Consider the following 13,554-nt stretch of genomic DNA (forward strand, 5'->3'; position numbering starts at 1 on the left):
GGCGGGCCCGCCGTACCCGGCGCAGGGCAGCGGCGTCGGAACCATTGCCCGGTGGGTAGCACGTGTTACCCCGCCCCGGGCCGCGGGTAGACGGGCCGTGCCGACACCGAGAGGGGAGCACCATGACAACGGTCGGAGAGTTCATGACGACCCGGTTGGTGACGATGGACGGCAACGACACACTCATCGCGGCCGCGCAGGAGATGCGTGACAGCGCGATCGGTGACGTGGTGGTGACCGACGGCGACAGCGTGGTCGGGATCGTCACGGACCGGGACATCACGGTCCGGGGTGTCGCGGAGAACATGGATCCGGGCTCGACCCGGCTGAACCAGATCACCACCCGCGATGTGGTCACGGTGAGCCAGTACGACGACGCGGTCGCGGCTGCGGACCTGATGCGCACCTACGCCGTACGCCGGTTGCCGGTGATCGACGACGGGCGCCTGGTCGGCCTCGTCTCGATGGGTGACCTCGCGGTCGAGCGTGAACCGCAGTCGGTGCTGGCGGACATCAGCGCCGACGATCCGAACAACTGACCCGTCCGCCGCGGGCGCGCCGGCTCTCCCCTTTCGGGGAGGGCCGGCGTTGCGCTGGCTGGAGCACCCCCGGCGCGAGCGCGGCGACAGCGGCCGCCTCGGCGGCCTCACCCGATTCGGGCGAGGTTGATCGGAGAACCGGCGGGGACCCGTGCCGGGACGTGCAACGCCGGTCCTGCGCGCCACGCGAGCGCGGCGGGCGGAATCCCGGGCGGCGCAACTGGGGGAGGAGTGGACCCGATGGTGGACGCGACCACGAGGTTCTTCGAGGACCTGGACCGGCGGGGGTACGAACCTCGGCTGGCGAAGGCCTCCGGGACACTGCGCATCGATTTGCACCAGGGGGCGCAGACCCGGCACTGGCTGCTGAGGATCGACCACGGCCGGCTGGACGTGAGTCAGGAGGATCGGGAGGCCGACACGGTCATCGGAACCAGCCCGGAGCTCTTCGACGACATCGCCACGGGCCGCGAGCACGGCCTTGCCGCCCTGCTGCGGGGGGACATGACGGTGGTGGGTGACGCCCGGTTGGTGGTTCAGGTGGAGCGGATCTTCCCGGGTTCCCCGGACGCCATCGGGCCGCGCCACCGATTCGCCGGGGAGGTGCACTGATGGGACAGAGCAACACGATCCGGATCCTGGACGGCAACACCTTCGTCGTCTGCGAGGACACCGGCGACATCGAGGCGACACCGAGTGAGCCGACCGGGCTGTTCTCCATCGACACCCGCTTTCTGTCCACCTGGGTGCTGACCGTGAACGGCGAGCGGCTCAACTCGCTCTCCTTCGACGACCTCCAGTACTTCGAATCGCGGTTCTTCCTGGTGCCCGGGATGGCCACGCACTACATCGACGCAAAGTTGTCGATCATCCGGGAACGTGCGGTCGGCGGCAGCTTCCGGGAGCAGATCACCATCCTCAACCACGACGAGAAGCCGGTGGATCTGGAGATCCGGATGGAGGCGGCGTCGGACTTCGCCGACCTGTTCCAGGTCAAGGACGAGATCCTGAACAAGAAGGGCGAGATCTACAGCGAGGTCGAGGCGGACCGGTTGCGGTTGGGCTACCGCCGGGGCAACTTCCGACGGGAGACGATCATCTCCTCGTCCGTGGCGCCCCGCTACGACAGCAAGGGATTCGCGTACACCGTCCACCTGGAACCCAACGAGCAGTGGGACACCGCGATCGACGTCCAGACGCAGGCGATCGGGCCCGGGGACCGGGACCTGCGGATCGGGCTGCGGGTGCACGGCGGCGAGCGGCTGGCCCTCCAGCACGACCTGGAGAAGTGGATCGCGGACGCGCCCAAGGTCAACAGTGAGCATGGCCGGGTGTCCAGCACGTACCAGCGCAGTCTGATCGACCTGGCGGCGCTGCGCTTCTCGCCGCTGTCGCTCGGCGGCGCCACCCTGCCGGCCGCCGGCCTTCCCTGGTTCATGACGATGTTCGGCCGGGACAGCATCCTCACCTGCCTGCAGACGCTGCCGTTCACCCCGCAACTGTCGAAGACCACGCTGCGGATCCTGGCCGCACTCCAGGGCAGCCGGTTCGACGACTTCCGCGACGAGGACCCCGGGCGGATCCTGCACGAGATGCGCTACGGCGAAACCGCCGCCTTCGAGGAGCAGCCACACTCGCCGTACTACGGCTCGGTGGACGCGACACCGCTGTTCGTCGTGCTGCTCGACGAGTACGAGCGGTGGTCCGGGGACGTCGCACTGGTCAAGGAGCTGGAGCAGGAGTCCCGGGCGGCGCTGAAGTGGATCGACAGCTACGCCGACCTGATCGGCAACGGCTACATCTGGTACGAGCGGCGCAACACCGACACCGGCCTGGAGAACCAGTGCTGGAAGGACTCCTGGGACTCGATCTCCTACTCCGACGGCACGCTGCCGCCGTTCCCCCGGGCCACCTGTGAGGTGCAGGGGTACGCGTACGACGCGAAGGTCCGCGGGGCGCGGCTGGCCCGGGAGTTCTGGGGTGACCCGGAGTTCGCCGACCAGTTGGAGCGGGAGGCGGAGGAGCTGAAGCAGCGGTTCAACCGCGACTGGTGGGTGGCCGACGGCGAGTACTACGCCCTGGCCCTGGACCCGGACGGTCGCCAGTGCGACGTCCTCAGCTCGAACATCGGTCACCTGCTGTGGAGCGGGATCGTCGAACCCGAGCGGGCCGAGAAGCTCGCGCAGCACCTGGTCGGGCCGCGTCTCTTCACCGGGTGGGGGGTGCGGACGCTGGCCGAGGGAGAGGCACGGTACAACCCCATCGGCTACCACAACGGCACGATCTGGCCGTTCGACAACTCCTTCATCGCCTGGGGTCTGCGCCGGTACGGCTTCACCGAGGAGGCCGCCACTATCGCCAGCGGCATCCTGGACGCGGCAACCTACTTCGACGGGCGGTTGCCGGAGGCGTTCGGCGGCTACCCGCGGGAGCTGACGAAGTTCCCGGTGGAGTACCCGACGGCTTGCAGCCCGCAGGCATGGTCGACAGGTACGCCGCTGCTGCTGCTGCGCACAATGCTCGGCCTGGAACCACACGAGGGGCACCTGGCGGTCGATCCACAGTTGCCGAGGGGAATGGGCCGTATCGAGGTGCTGGACATCCCGGGCCGCTGGGGGCGGGTGGACGCGTTCGCCCGGGGCCGGATCGACCTCCAGGAGCTCTCCGACTGACGCGCCGCGCCCGGGCCGGTCCCCGTCGGGGGCGGCCCGGGCGGTCAGTGTGGTCAGCCGGGCGGCAGCACGGTGTCCAGGAAGGCGGCGGCCACCGCGAGCAGGTCCGGTCGGTCCAGCTCGAGCGCGTGGCCACCGTGTGTCACCCAGCTGTGCACCGCGTGCCCGGCGGCGAGCAACGCACCGGTGAACCGGACGGTCTGGCTCACCGGGACCGCGCTGTCGGCCGTTCCGTGCACCAGCAGCACCGGCACCCGGTTGCCGACATGGGTGCCGACCGTGGCGTCGACGGTGGCCGGGTCGCCGGTCGCGGGCGGGTGGCCGAGCAGGTCGACCCACGGATCGTTGCCGGCGCGCAGCCGTACCCATTCGGGGTCGAGCGGGTCCACGGCCGGCCAGTACGCCAGCACCCCGGCCACGTCGTCCGGCCGGTCGATGCCACGCAACCCCGCCTGGAGGGCGAGCATGGCCCCGGCCGAGTCGCCACCCACCAGCAGTGGCAGGCCGTCGTCGCGGGCGCGCCGGGCCTCCTCGCGTACGTCGGCCAACTGGGCCGGCCAGTGCGCCTCGTGCACCAGTCGGTAGCGGGCCGGCACCACCCGCAGCCCGTGCACGGCCAGAGCCGCACCGTCCTCGTCCGCCCGCCCGCGCCAGCCACCGCCGTGGATCCAGAGCAGCACCGCTCGTTCCGTCATTCCGCCATCCTGCGACCAGGTCCGACGGGCGGCCAAGGGGATCCGCCGAGGGCAGAATGAACAGCGCCGTTCCGACCGGTCTCCACCCAGGCGCCCCTCAGTCGGGCAGGGTAGATTCTGCGAATGCCGGAGTTCGTGTACCCGCCCGTTATCGCCGTCGCCAAGACGATGTTTCGTGTCCTCGACCTGAAGATCACGATCGAGGGCGCCCACCACGTACCGCGTACCGGCGGGGCGGTGCTGGCCAGCAACCACGTCAGCTACCTCGACTTCATCTTCGCGGGGTTGGGCGCGAACGCGTCGGGTCGTCTGGTCCGGTTCATGGCCAAGCAGTCGGTCTTCGCGCACAAGATCTCCGGTCCGCTGATGCGTGGAATGCGGCACATCCCGGTGGACCGGCAGGCCGGGGCCGCCTCGTTCCGCGCCGCCGTGGCCGCGCTCAAGCGTGGCGAGGTCGTCGGCGTCTTCCCGGAGGCGACGATCAGCCAGTCCTTCACCGTCAAGGAGCTCAAGAGCGGCACCGTCCGGATGGCCCGGTCGGCGAAGGTGCCGGTGCTGCCGGTCGCGCTGTGGGGCACCCAACGCCTCTGGACGAAGGGACGCCCGCGCACCCTCACCCGCCGGCACACGCCGATCAGCATCCTGATCGGCGAGCCGATCGACCCGGCGGATTTCCCGGACCCGAACGTGCTGGCCGCCGAGTTGACCACCCGCCTCAGTGCGCTCGTCGACCGGGCGCAGCGGGAGTACCCGGACGCGCCGGCCGGCCCGGACGACACCTGGTGGCTGCCGGCGCACCTGGGCGGCAGCGCGCCGACTCCGGAGGAGGCCGCTGCCCTGGACGCCGCCGCCGAGCACCGCACTCCCAGCGCCTGACTGCCTCGGCGGTGGCCGGATCGTTCCGCATCCGGGCATGATGGTGTCTGCCGTCGGGGCGGTCCTGCGGTCAGGATCGGAGCCATGAGCAGAGCAGCACTCGTCGTGATCGACGTCCAGGAGTCCTTCCGTCAGCGCCCGATCTGGGCGTACGGCTCCAACCCCGACCTGGTCCGGCAGGTAGACCGGCTGGTCGCCGCCGCCCGTGAGCGTGGCGACCTGGTGGTCTGGGTCCTGCACTCGGAGCCCGGCACGGGCGGGCTCTTCGACCCGGCCCTCGGGCACGTGCGGCTGATCGACGGGCTGGTCCCGGTCGAGGGCGAGCCGACGTTGGTCAAGACCGCGCACAACGCCTTCACCACCACCAACCTTCAGCAACTGCTCACCGTGGCCGGCGTGCACGACCTCACCGTCTGCGGCATCCGCACCGAGCAGTGCGTCGAGACCACCACCCGGGTCGGCGCCGACCTCGGCTACCGGATGACCTTCGTCACCGACGCCACGCTGACCTTCCCCATTCCGCACCGGGATCTGCCGGAGACCGCCACCGTCGAGGAGATCCTCGCCGACCCGCGCACCCTGACCAACGAGGAGATCGTCACCCGCACCGAGTACGCGCTGGCCGGCCGCTTCGCCACCATCGCGACGGTGGACGAGTTGACCGGCGCGACCTACGCCGGCGCCCGGGGCTGACCGAGTGACCCGGGTCGTCTTCCTGCTGGTCCCGCAGTTGCACCTGCTGGACCTCGCCGGGCCGGCCCAGGTCTTCTCCAGCGCCGCCGACCTCGGCTACGACTACCGGCTGCACTACGTCGCCGAGCGGGAGCAGGTGCCCACCGTGCAGGGCGTACCGCTGGTCGCCGACACCCGTTGGCCCGAGCTGACCCCGGACGACCTGGTGCTGGTGCCGGGCTGGCGGCCCGCGGCGCACGGGCCGCAGGGGCCGGTTTCGCCCGTCGACCTGCGGCGGTTGGCCGATCATCACGCCGCCGGCGGCACCGTGGCCAGCGTCTGCGCCGGCGCGTACGCCCTCGGCCGGGCCGGCCTGCTCGACGGCCGGCGCTGCACCACTCACCACGAGGTGCAGGACGACCTGGCCCGTCGGCATCCGGCGGCGCGGGTGGTCCGCGACGTGCTGTACGTGGTCGACGACCGGGTGGTCACCTCGGCCGGCATCGCCAGCGGCATCGACGTGGCGCTGCACCTGGTGGCCACCCGGCACGGCCCGGCGGTCGCCGCCCGGATCGCCCGCACGCTGGTCGTCTACGCGCGGCGCAACGGGCACGAGCAGCAGGCCAGCGCGATGATGCGACACCGCTCGCACCTCTCCGACGCTGTCCACCAGGTGCAGGATCTGATCGACAGCCGGTACGCGGAGCCCCTGCCCCTGGCCGAGCTGGCCGCCGCCGGTGGCGTGGCCGAACGGACGTTGACCCGGCTGTTCCGCGCGACCACGGGGCTCACGCCGCTCGGCTACCAGCAGTTGCTGCGGGTGGAACGCGCCGAGCACCTGATCGGGCACGGCGCGACGGTGGAGGCCGCCGCGCGGACCGTCGGCTTCACGGACGCCCGGATGCTGCGCCGCCTGCGAGCCCGCCCCACCGGGTCGGCTCCGGCCCGGAACGGTAGTAGTCGTCCCGGGATCGGAACTCCACCGGCAGCGAGCCGGGCAGCGTGACCCGGGTTTCTCCGGTGAGCAACGCGGCGCCTTCCCGCAGCAGCAGCACGTCACGCTCCTGCGCGGAGAGGTCGACCAGTTGCGGGCGGGTGAGCCGGAACATGGCCACCGCCCGGCGGACCTGCCGGGCCAGCGCGATGACCTCTTCGGCCGGGCCGCCGAGGGCCAGCGCCGGTTGTTGGATGGTGCGCAGCGCGTCGCAGACGATCAGCAGCTGCTCCGGCCCGTCCGGGCCTCCCGGCGGCAGCTCCAACCGGGACGGCCACTGCCAGCGGATCTGCCCGCTCATCAGGCCGGCGGGCCGGCCCGCCGGCCGGCGCGGGGGCGTCTCGTCGGCGACCAGGGACAGCTGCGCCCCGGTGCCGACCCAGCAGATTCGTTGGTCGGTGACGGTCACCGACACCGGCCCCGGGAGCCGCCAGCCGCGCCGCGCCTCGGTCGGCCCGAGCAGGTAGCCCGAGACCAGCAACCGGTAACGGCCGAGCACCTTCTCGCCGGGCACCGGTCGCAGGGCGTAGCGGCGGTCCAGGATGGGCCCCGCATCGTCGTCCGGCGCGTCGAACCGGTGGGGACCGATGAAGAAGGGGGACGCGTCGGCGTGCATCGTCACGACCTCCCGGGTCAGCTTGGTGTGCGTTGAGCCTCGCGGATCCGGGGGGCCGTGTCATGACGCCCGTTAGGGGGTCGGCCGGTCGTGCGTCGCCTGTGACCGGTAGATGCCGATCTCCTCCGGGCGGACGAGGCCGTCCTCGATCGCCCGGGCGAGCAGCGCCGCCTTTGTGGCGGCCGGCCGCCCCGCTCGGGTGTACTTGATCCGCGCACGGTCGACGTACTGCTTCACGGTGTGTTCGCTGATCTGCATCCGGCGGGCCACCGACGCCTTGGACATCGACTGGAACCAGAGCAGCAGCGCCTCGCGCTCCTTGTCGGACAGCATCGGCCGGTCCGGCCGCGGGTCGCCGACCATCGCGCCGGCCAGCGCGGGCGGCACGTACGGGCGGTCGCTCGCCGCGGCCAGAACGGTCGCCACGCAGTGCTCGCGGCCCTCGTGCTTGGCCAGGAAGGCCACCGCCCCGGCGTCCAGCGCGGCGAGCATCGTCTCCGGGTCGGTGTGCTCGGAGTAGACCACCACCCGCCGTCCGGTGGCGCTCAGCTCGGCCAGCTTGTCCAGCGCCATCCGGCCGTGCAGTCGCAGGTCGAGCAGGACCACGTCGGCATCCGGCGCCGCCCGCAACACCTCGTCCGGGTCGTCCCCGGTGGACAGCACGGTCAGCCTCGGCTCGCTGGCGAGCCAGGCGCGGACGCCCTCGACAACCACCGGGTGGTCGTCGACGATCGCCACGCCGACCGGTCGGTCGCCGATCATCTCCGCCACCGGGTCTGCGCCCATCTGATGTCCCCGTCCCGTTCGTAGAGGTGCCGCACCGGCCCGTCGTCGTGCTCCCCGGGCGGCGGCCCGGTCGCCTCCGGCCCGTCCCGGTCCGGTGTGACCAGGCTGACCACGACCTCGTCCCGACCGGAGACGACTGTCAGTCGGGCCCAGCCCCGGGCGTCGGCGAGGATGCCGGTGAGCGGGTCGGCGAGCCGGCGGCGGATCTCCACCGGCAGTGGTGGCGGGTTGCCGATGGTGACCAGATCGATCGGCAGCCCGTTGCGTTCGGCCAGGTCGGCGGCCGCGCGCAGCTCGTGCAGCAGCGGGTCGGGCACGTCGTCGGATTCGGCGATCAGGCGGCGCAGCCGGGCCGCGGCCAGCACGCACCGGCGCTGCACCTCCGGGTCGTCCGGGTCGGCCTGCCCGTCGGCCAGTTCGCCGAGCACCCGCCCGGCCGCCGCACCGACCAGGGCGAGCCGGTTCCGGCGCTCCCGCAGGCCCTGTTCGGCGGCGTCCCGTTCCGCGGCCATCGCGTGCATGGCGGCCGCCGAGGCGGCCCGTTCGCGGGCCAGGCCGACGATCGTCACGCCGCCCACGAAGACCGCCACCGGCAGTGAGAAGGTGCCGTAGACGTACATCGCGTAGCGGGCCAGGTCGGCCGGCTCGTGGCCGTGCCCGAGCACGGCGACCAGGGCGATCAACGCGTGCGTGGTCAGCAGCGCGACGAGCCCGGTGACCCGCCGACCCCACATCGCCAGCAGGAAGAACCAGCCGAGGGTGCTCCACACCCAGTTGGCAGCGGCGAACAGTTGTCGTTCACCAACCGCGGCGAAGACCGCCGCGTCGACGGCGAGCAGCAGCCCGGCGAGTGGCCACGGCGGCAGCTGCGCTCCGCGCAGCAGCCGCATCCCGGCCACCACCCCGGCGACGGCGACCAACAGCCAGCCGCCGAGCACCACCGCCGGCGCGGCGAAGTCCGCGCGGGCACCCAGCACCGCCGGCAGCCCGATCGCGACGTGCCAGGCCAGCGCGATCGCGACCGAGACGATCCGGGCACCCCGGTCGGAGGCGTGCGCCACGGCGGCCGGCGCGGCGAGCACAGCCGTGGGTGCCGGGCCCCGGGGCGCCGGCACGCTGGCCCGGCCCGGCTGCGGATCCGTGGCCCTGGGTGCCGTGGTGCGGTCCGTCGAGGCGCCGAGGTCAGCCGACACCGGGCCACTCCAGCCGGATCGTGGTGCCCGCGCCGGGGGCGGAGCGGACCTCGGCCCGCCCGCCGACCGCCGCCATCCGGCCGCGGATCGACTCGCGCAGCCCGTACCGATGTGGAGGGACGCCGGCCGGGTCGAAGCCGGGGCCGTCGTCGATCACCTCGACCACGACGGCGATTCCGTCTCGGGTCATCCGCAGCGTGACGTGCGCGCCCGGCGCGTGCCGGACCACGTTGGACAGCGCCGCGTAGGCGCTCTCGGCGACCGCGTCGGCCACACCGGCGGGCACCGCGCACGGCGCCAGCTCCAGGCTCACCCGCAGCTCGGCGAGGCGGTCGGGCACCGTCCGCAGCCGCCCGTCCAGGGGCACCGGGCCGTCGCCGGGCACCGGGCCGGCGTCGGTCAGCGCGACGAGGGTACGCAGATCGGCCGCGCACCGCTCGCGCAGCGCGGCGGACGGCCCGGGCACCGCACCGAGCCCCACCATGGTCAGCGTGCCGAGGACCGTGTCGTGCAGGTCGCGGTTCTGCCGCCGCTCGGCCTCCCGGGCGGCCCGGGCGATCAGGGTGTCCCGGGTCAGCCGCTGGTGCTCGGCGAACGCCCGGTCCGCCCGCCCGATCCTGCGGCGCATCACCGCCACCATCATCGCCGTGCAGGCGGTCTGCACCAGCAGGGTGGCCGCATGCGCCCGGGCCTCGGCGGGATTGCCCGCCGCGTGCGCCCCCGCCGCGTACGTGGCGGTGACCAGCAGCCCGGCCGGGACCGACCAGCGTGCCGGGGCGGTGGCCTGTGCGTTGATCACGGTGGTGCTGGCCAGCACCGCGATCCAGCTGCCCTCGCCGGGCAGCACCCCGGGCGCCACCAGGCGGGGGATGAGCAGGCAGGCCACCGCTGTGACGGCGACGTCACCGGCGACCAGGGCCGGGGTGATGCCGTGGCGCATCGCGCGGCCGGCGTACCAGAGCGACCAGCCGGTCAGCGCGGCCACGCCGGGCAGGAGCAGGGCGGGCTCGACCGGTGGGGTACGCACCGACAGCGCCACCACCGCGCCGACCAGCCCGCAGGTGAGCCGCAGCAGCGCCGGCAACGTGGTGAAGATGAGGCTCAACGCGCCGCCGGCTGGATTGTCCAGCGCGGGCGGCGACGCGGTCGGGGTGGCAACGGCCGGCATCGGGAAGTGTCCTTCCGACAACGACCCGATCCGGGTCCGCGGGGCGGAGATCGACATCGGAGAATAGCATGGCCGATGGCAAGCAATCACCCCTTGTGCCCGGAGTGTCGCCGATGTGTCACTCCGTGCTGCGCGGCTGGAGCAGGTCCCACCGATTGCCGTACAGGTCGGCGAAGACCGCGACCGAACCGTACGCTTCGTGCCGCGGCTCCTCCAGGAACCGCACCCCGGCCGCGACCATCCGGGCGTGGTCCCGAGCGAAGTCCTCGGTGTACAGGAACAGGCCGACCCGACCGCCGGTCTGGTCGCCGATCCGCGCCCGCTGCTCGGCGCTGCTCGGCCGGGCCAGCAGCAGCGCCGTCTCCCGGGCACCCGGCGGGCGGACCACCACCCAGCGCGAGCCGTCCGGGCGCGCGGTGTCCTCCACCAGCTCGAAGCCGAGGCCGCCGACGTAGAAGTCGATCGCCTCGTCGTACTCCCGCACCAGCAGCGCGACAAGTCCCAGATGTGCCATCGGGTCATCATGCCGGGCGGTCGCAGGGCAATCCCGATCAGCGTTCGGCGGATGTGAGCTGGCACGCCGGCCTCGGTCGCCCCTTCGGAACCGGACGCTGTTCAAGCCCGTCCCATCACTGGTGGAGAGGCGGTGAGAGCCGGATGCGCTCGGGCGGGACGGTACTGGCTGTGGGGCTGCTGGGCGTGGCGCTGGTCGGCTGCGCGGGCCGGGACACCGGGCGTGGCGCGGGAGACGATCCCGGCCCGGCCCGGATCATGGGGAAGTGGACCTCCTGCGCCGAGGCGGCCCCACGGGCCGGCGCCGGGGTGGTGCTTCCGGCGCCGGACAGCGCTGAGCCGGTGCCGACCGCTGAGGATCCGGCGATCGGGCGGATCGACCCCGCGTTCACGCCGGTCGCCGTGGTGCTCTGCGGCCGCGAGATTCGACCGCGCCCCGGTGGCGGTGCGGAACAGGTCGTTACCGAGCGGCGTGCCGACGAGATCGGCGCGCTGGTCGGCGCGCTGCGCCTGCCGGACCGCCGGCCGGACGGAGAGATCATCTGCACTGCCGACATGGTCGTCCCGCCCTGGTTGGCTCTGCTCGACGAGCGGGGTCGGTGGCTGCGCCCGTACCTGCCGACGGACGTCTGCGGCAAGCCCCGCGCCGAGGTGCGCGCGGCGCTGGACGGGCTGCGGCTGACCACGGTGGACAGCCGTACCGTCGGGCCGGTCGGATCCCCGGCGGCCGAGGCCGCCGGCTGCGCGCAGCGGTGGGCGGACATGGTGTGGGTGGAGACCACGACCGGGCGAACCGCACCGCCCGCGCCGGCGACGGTCCCGGCCGCGGAGCCGCTGCGCCTCTGCGTCTATGAGGTGCCCGCGTCGGAGCGGGGCGGTGGCAAGCCGGCGGGTGAGTTCGCGTACGGCGGGCCGCTGGCGCCCGAGCGGCAGGCGGCGGTGCTCCGCGCACTGGCCACCGCCGGACCGGCGACGGCGTGTGTCACCGCGGCGTCCCGCTTCGCGGTGCTGCGGCCACTGGGCGGCACCGGCGGTCCCGACCGGTACGTGGAGCTGGACGGCTGCCGACGCTTCCTGGTCGTGCCGCCCACCGGTGGGGCGCAGCTCGGGCAGGGCGACGCCACGCTTGTCGAGCTGCTGAGCTGAGCGGGCCCAGGTTGGCTCTTTCCGTGATCCCGCCCGGAGCGGCGTGGCGGTCTGCTGGACTGGGACGGGGAGCGTGCCGGGTGGGGTGAGGAGCAGCCGTGGGTTCGTTGGCCTGGACAACCTATGTCGCCCCGGCCAAGCCGGTCGTGTCCACCGACCTGCCGCCCGGCGAGAGCCGCGAGATGTGGTCGCCCACCAGCTCCACCCTGATCTACGGAGACCGCGACGCCGTCCTGGTCGACGCGTTGCTGACCCTCGACGAGGGCCGGGCCCTGGCCGACTGGGTCGCGGCGTGCGGCAGGAACCTCACGACGATCTACATCACCCACGCCCACGGTGACCACTTCTTCGGCGCGGCCGCCGTGCTGGAGCGCTTTCCCGGGGCGCGGATGGTGGCGCCGGTGAGCGTGGTGGACAAGATGCACGACCAGTTGGGGGAGCGGTGGCTCAACGGTGTCTGGCGCAAGGGTTTCCCCGAGCAGATCGCCGAGCTTCCACCCGTCGCCGAGCCGCTGGAGGACAACACCATCGACCTTGAGGGGGAGCAGTTGGTGGCGGTCGAGACCGGCCGCACCGACACCAACGGCACGAGCGTGCTGCACGTACCGTCGCGCGGTCTCGTGGTGGCCGGCGACGTGGTCTACAACGACGTCCACATATACCTCGGCGAGGCCGGACACGGCGGGATCGCGGCCTGGCTCGACGCCCTCACCATCGTGAACTCGTTGCGGCCGTGCGTGGTGATCGCCGGCCACAAACCCAGTGGTGCCGACGACGACCCGCACGACGTCGAGGAGACCGCCAGCTACCTGCGGGAGGTCCAGGCCGCCGCGGAGCGGACGAAGAGCGCCGAGGAGTTGTACGACGCGATCATCGAGCGCTACCCGGACCGGATCAACCGCGCCGTGGCCTGGAAGTCCGCCCACGCGCTCAAGAGCTGACCCGTTCGACCGAGGCCGCCGGCTCCACCTCAGGTTGGGCCGCGCGGCCAGGGCACCGCCAAAGGTGCCAACGGTGATCGACTCGACATCGGCGATATGGGGATATCCCCGCGCCGCGACACCCCAACGTCGGCGATACGGAGTCGATCAACCTCGCAGCGGCCGATGCGAGGCCGCGAGAAGGAACGAGACGGAGGCCGGCGTCGAGATCCTCAGCTCCTCAGCGCCGATGCCGGTCTGGCGAGGCGCGTCTCCGGTGAAAGTCAGAGGAGCCGACTACGGTCGCGGCATGGGAGCCAGCATTGACCTGACGCTCGACTCCACCGACGCCCAGGTTCTCGCCACATTCTGGAAGACGGCCCTGGGCTACGTCGACGAGCCGCCGCCCGCGCCCTTCGCCACCCGTGCGGAGTGGCTCGCGCAGTTCGACCTGCCAGAGGATGACGTGGCCGATGACGGCGCGTGGCTGTGCGATCCGGACGGCATCGGTCCCCGCCTTTCGATCCTCAACGTTCCCGAGCCCAAGACGGCGAAGAACCGGCTGCACATCGACATCCGGGTGCCCGGCCACGGCGGCCCCGACGAGCGGTGGGCGCGGATCAGGGCGGAGTCGGAGCGCCTGGTGAAGGCGGGCGGGAGTGTCCAGGAGATCGTCGATGGCCACCACGTGGTGATGGCCGACCCGGAGGGCAACGAGTTCTGCGTGGCCGCGGCCTCAGCGTGAAGGCTGGCTCCAGCGCCAC

The 13,554-nt window shown here is 72.6% G+C and carries 15 protein-coding genes; 9 read left to right on the forward strand and 6 right to left on the reverse strand.

Translation table 11 applies throughout. The features are described from left to right. Window positions 1–122 precede the first annotated feature (122 nt). The 3 genes from GA0070607_RS18390 to GA0070607_RS18400 all read left to right on the forward strand — a co-directional run bounded on the left by GA0070607_RS18390 (window position 123) and on the right by GA0070607_RS18400 (window position 3,211). On the forward strand, window positions 123–539 hold the full coding sequence (locus tag GA0070607_RS18390; protein ID WP_074313909.1) for a CBS domain-containing protein: 417 nt from the start codon (window positions 123–125) through the stop codon (window positions 537–539). 240 nt (window positions 540–779) lie between these two features. Then, entirely contained in the window at window positions 780–1,151 is a 372-nt protein-coding gene (locus tag GA0070607_RS18395; protein ID WP_089019309.1) for an SCP2 sterol-binding domain-containing protein, read from the forward strand. Beyond that, the gene (locus tag GA0070607_RS18400; protein ID WP_089019310.1) at window positions 1,151–3,211 is read left to right on the forward strand and encodes an amylo-alpha-1,6-glucosidase; all 2,061 of its coding nucleotides are present in this window, start codon (window positions 1,151–1,153) and stop codon (window positions 3,209–3,211) included. Before GA0070607_RS18395 ends, GA0070607_RS18400 begins: the two co-directional genes overlap by 1 nt. A gap of 53 nt (window positions 3,212–3,264) precedes the next feature. Here the strand turns inward: GA0070607_RS18400 and GA0070607_RS18405 are convergent, their stop codons facing one another. Then, window positions 3,265–3,906 carry an alpha/beta hydrolase gene (locus GA0070607_RS18405; protein ID WP_089019311.1) on the reverse strand — a complete coding sequence of 214 codons (642 nt, stop codon included), beginning with the start codon at window positions 3,904–3,906 and terminating at the stop codon, window positions 3,265–3,267. 123 nt (window positions 3,907–4,029) lie between these two features. Here GA0070607_RS18405 and GA0070607_RS18410 point away from each other — a divergent pair, with 123 nt between their 5' ends. The 3 genes from GA0070607_RS18410 (at window position 4,030) to GA0070607_RS18420 (ending at window position 6,460) form a co-directional block, all read left to right on the forward strand. After that, window positions 4,030–4,782: a lysophospholipid acyltransferase family protein gene (locus GA0070607_RS18410; RefSeq protein ID WP_089019312.1), complete on the forward strand. Its 753-nt coding sequence runs from the start codon at window positions 4,030–4,032 to the stop codon at window positions 4,780–4,782. A gap of 84 nt (window positions 4,783–4,866) precedes the next feature. Continuing rightward, window positions 4,867–5,475, forward strand: coding sequence for an isochorismatase family protein (locus GA0070607_RS18415; protein ID WP_089019313.1), 609 nt, complete (start codon window positions 4,867–4,869; stop codon window positions 5,473–5,475). Between the two features lie 4 nt (window positions 5,476–5,479). Continuing rightward, window positions 5,480–6,460: a GlxA family transcriptional regulator gene (locus GA0070607_RS18420; RefSeq protein WP_089019314.1), complete on the forward strand. Its 981-nt coding sequence runs from the start codon at window positions 5,480–5,482 to the stop codon at window positions 6,458–6,460. Here GA0070607_RS18420 and GA0070607_RS18425 read toward each other — a convergent pair. The 5 genes from GA0070607_RS18425 to GA0070607_RS18445 form a co-directional block, all read right to left on the reverse strand. Continuing rightward, complete coding sequence (locus GA0070607_RS18425; protein ID WP_157743175.1) at window positions 6,342–7,064, reverse strand: hypothetical protein; 723 nt, start codon at window positions 7,062–7,064, stop codon at window positions 6,342–6,344. The genes GA0070607_RS18420 and GA0070607_RS18425 overlap by 119 nt on opposite strands. Window positions 7,065–7,136: 72 nt before the next feature. After that, window positions 7,137–7,850, reverse strand: coding sequence for a response regulator transcription factor (locus GA0070607_RS18430; protein WP_089019315.1), 714 nt, complete (start codon window positions 7,848–7,850; stop codon window positions 7,137–7,139). Further along, a complete protein-coding gene (locus tag GA0070607_RS18435) occupies window positions 7,823–9,043 on the reverse strand; it encodes a hypothetical protein (protein WP_089019316.1) in 1,221 nt (406 codons plus the stop codon). Before GA0070607_RS18435 ends, GA0070607_RS18430 begins: the two co-directional genes overlap by 28 nt. After that, the gene (locus GA0070607_RS18440; RefSeq protein ID WP_089019317.1) at window positions 9,033–10,211 is read right to left on the reverse strand and encodes a sensor histidine kinase; all 1,179 of its coding nucleotides are present in this window, start codon (window positions 10,209–10,211) and stop codon (window positions 9,033–9,035) included. The genes GA0070607_RS18435 and GA0070607_RS18440 overlap by 11 nt, the downstream gene beginning before the upstream one ends. A gap of 118 nt (window positions 10,212–10,329) precedes the next feature. Continuing rightward, window positions 10,330–10,725: a VOC family protein gene (locus GA0070607_RS18445; RefSeq protein ID WP_089019318.1), complete on the reverse strand. Its 396-nt coding sequence runs from the start codon at window positions 10,723–10,725 to the stop codon at window positions 10,330–10,332. 170 nt (window positions 10,726–10,895) lie between these two features. On the opposite strand from GA0070607_RS18445, the gene GA0070607_RS18450 reads away from it, so the two are divergent. The 3 genes from GA0070607_RS18450 to GA0070607_RS18460 all read left to right on the forward strand — a co-directional run bounded on the left by GA0070607_RS18450 (window position 10,896) and on the right by GA0070607_RS18460 (window position 13,535). Then, complete coding sequence (locus GA0070607_RS18450) at window positions 10,896–11,870, forward strand: hypothetical protein (RefSeq protein WP_089019319.1); 975 nt, start codon at window positions 10,896–10,898, stop codon at window positions 11,868–11,870. Between the two features lie 98 nt (window positions 11,871–11,968). Then, complete coding sequence (locus GA0070607_RS18455; protein WP_197701107.1) at window positions 11,969–12,811, forward strand: MBL fold metallo-hydrolase; 843 nt, start codon at window positions 11,969–11,971, stop codon at window positions 12,809–12,811. A 289-nt stretch (window positions 12,812–13,100) separates the two neighbouring features. Then, window positions 13,101–13,535: a VOC family protein gene (locus GA0070607_RS18460; protein WP_089019320.1), complete on the forward strand. Its 435-nt coding sequence runs from the start codon at window positions 13,101–13,103 to the stop codon at window positions 13,533–13,535. Window positions 13,536–13,554 lie beyond the last annotated feature (19 nt).

This window comes from Micromonospora coriariae (genome assembly GCF_900091455.1).
GTDB lineage: Bacteria > Actinomycetota > Actinomycetes > Mycobacteriales > Micromonosporaceae > Micromonospora > Micromonospora coriariae.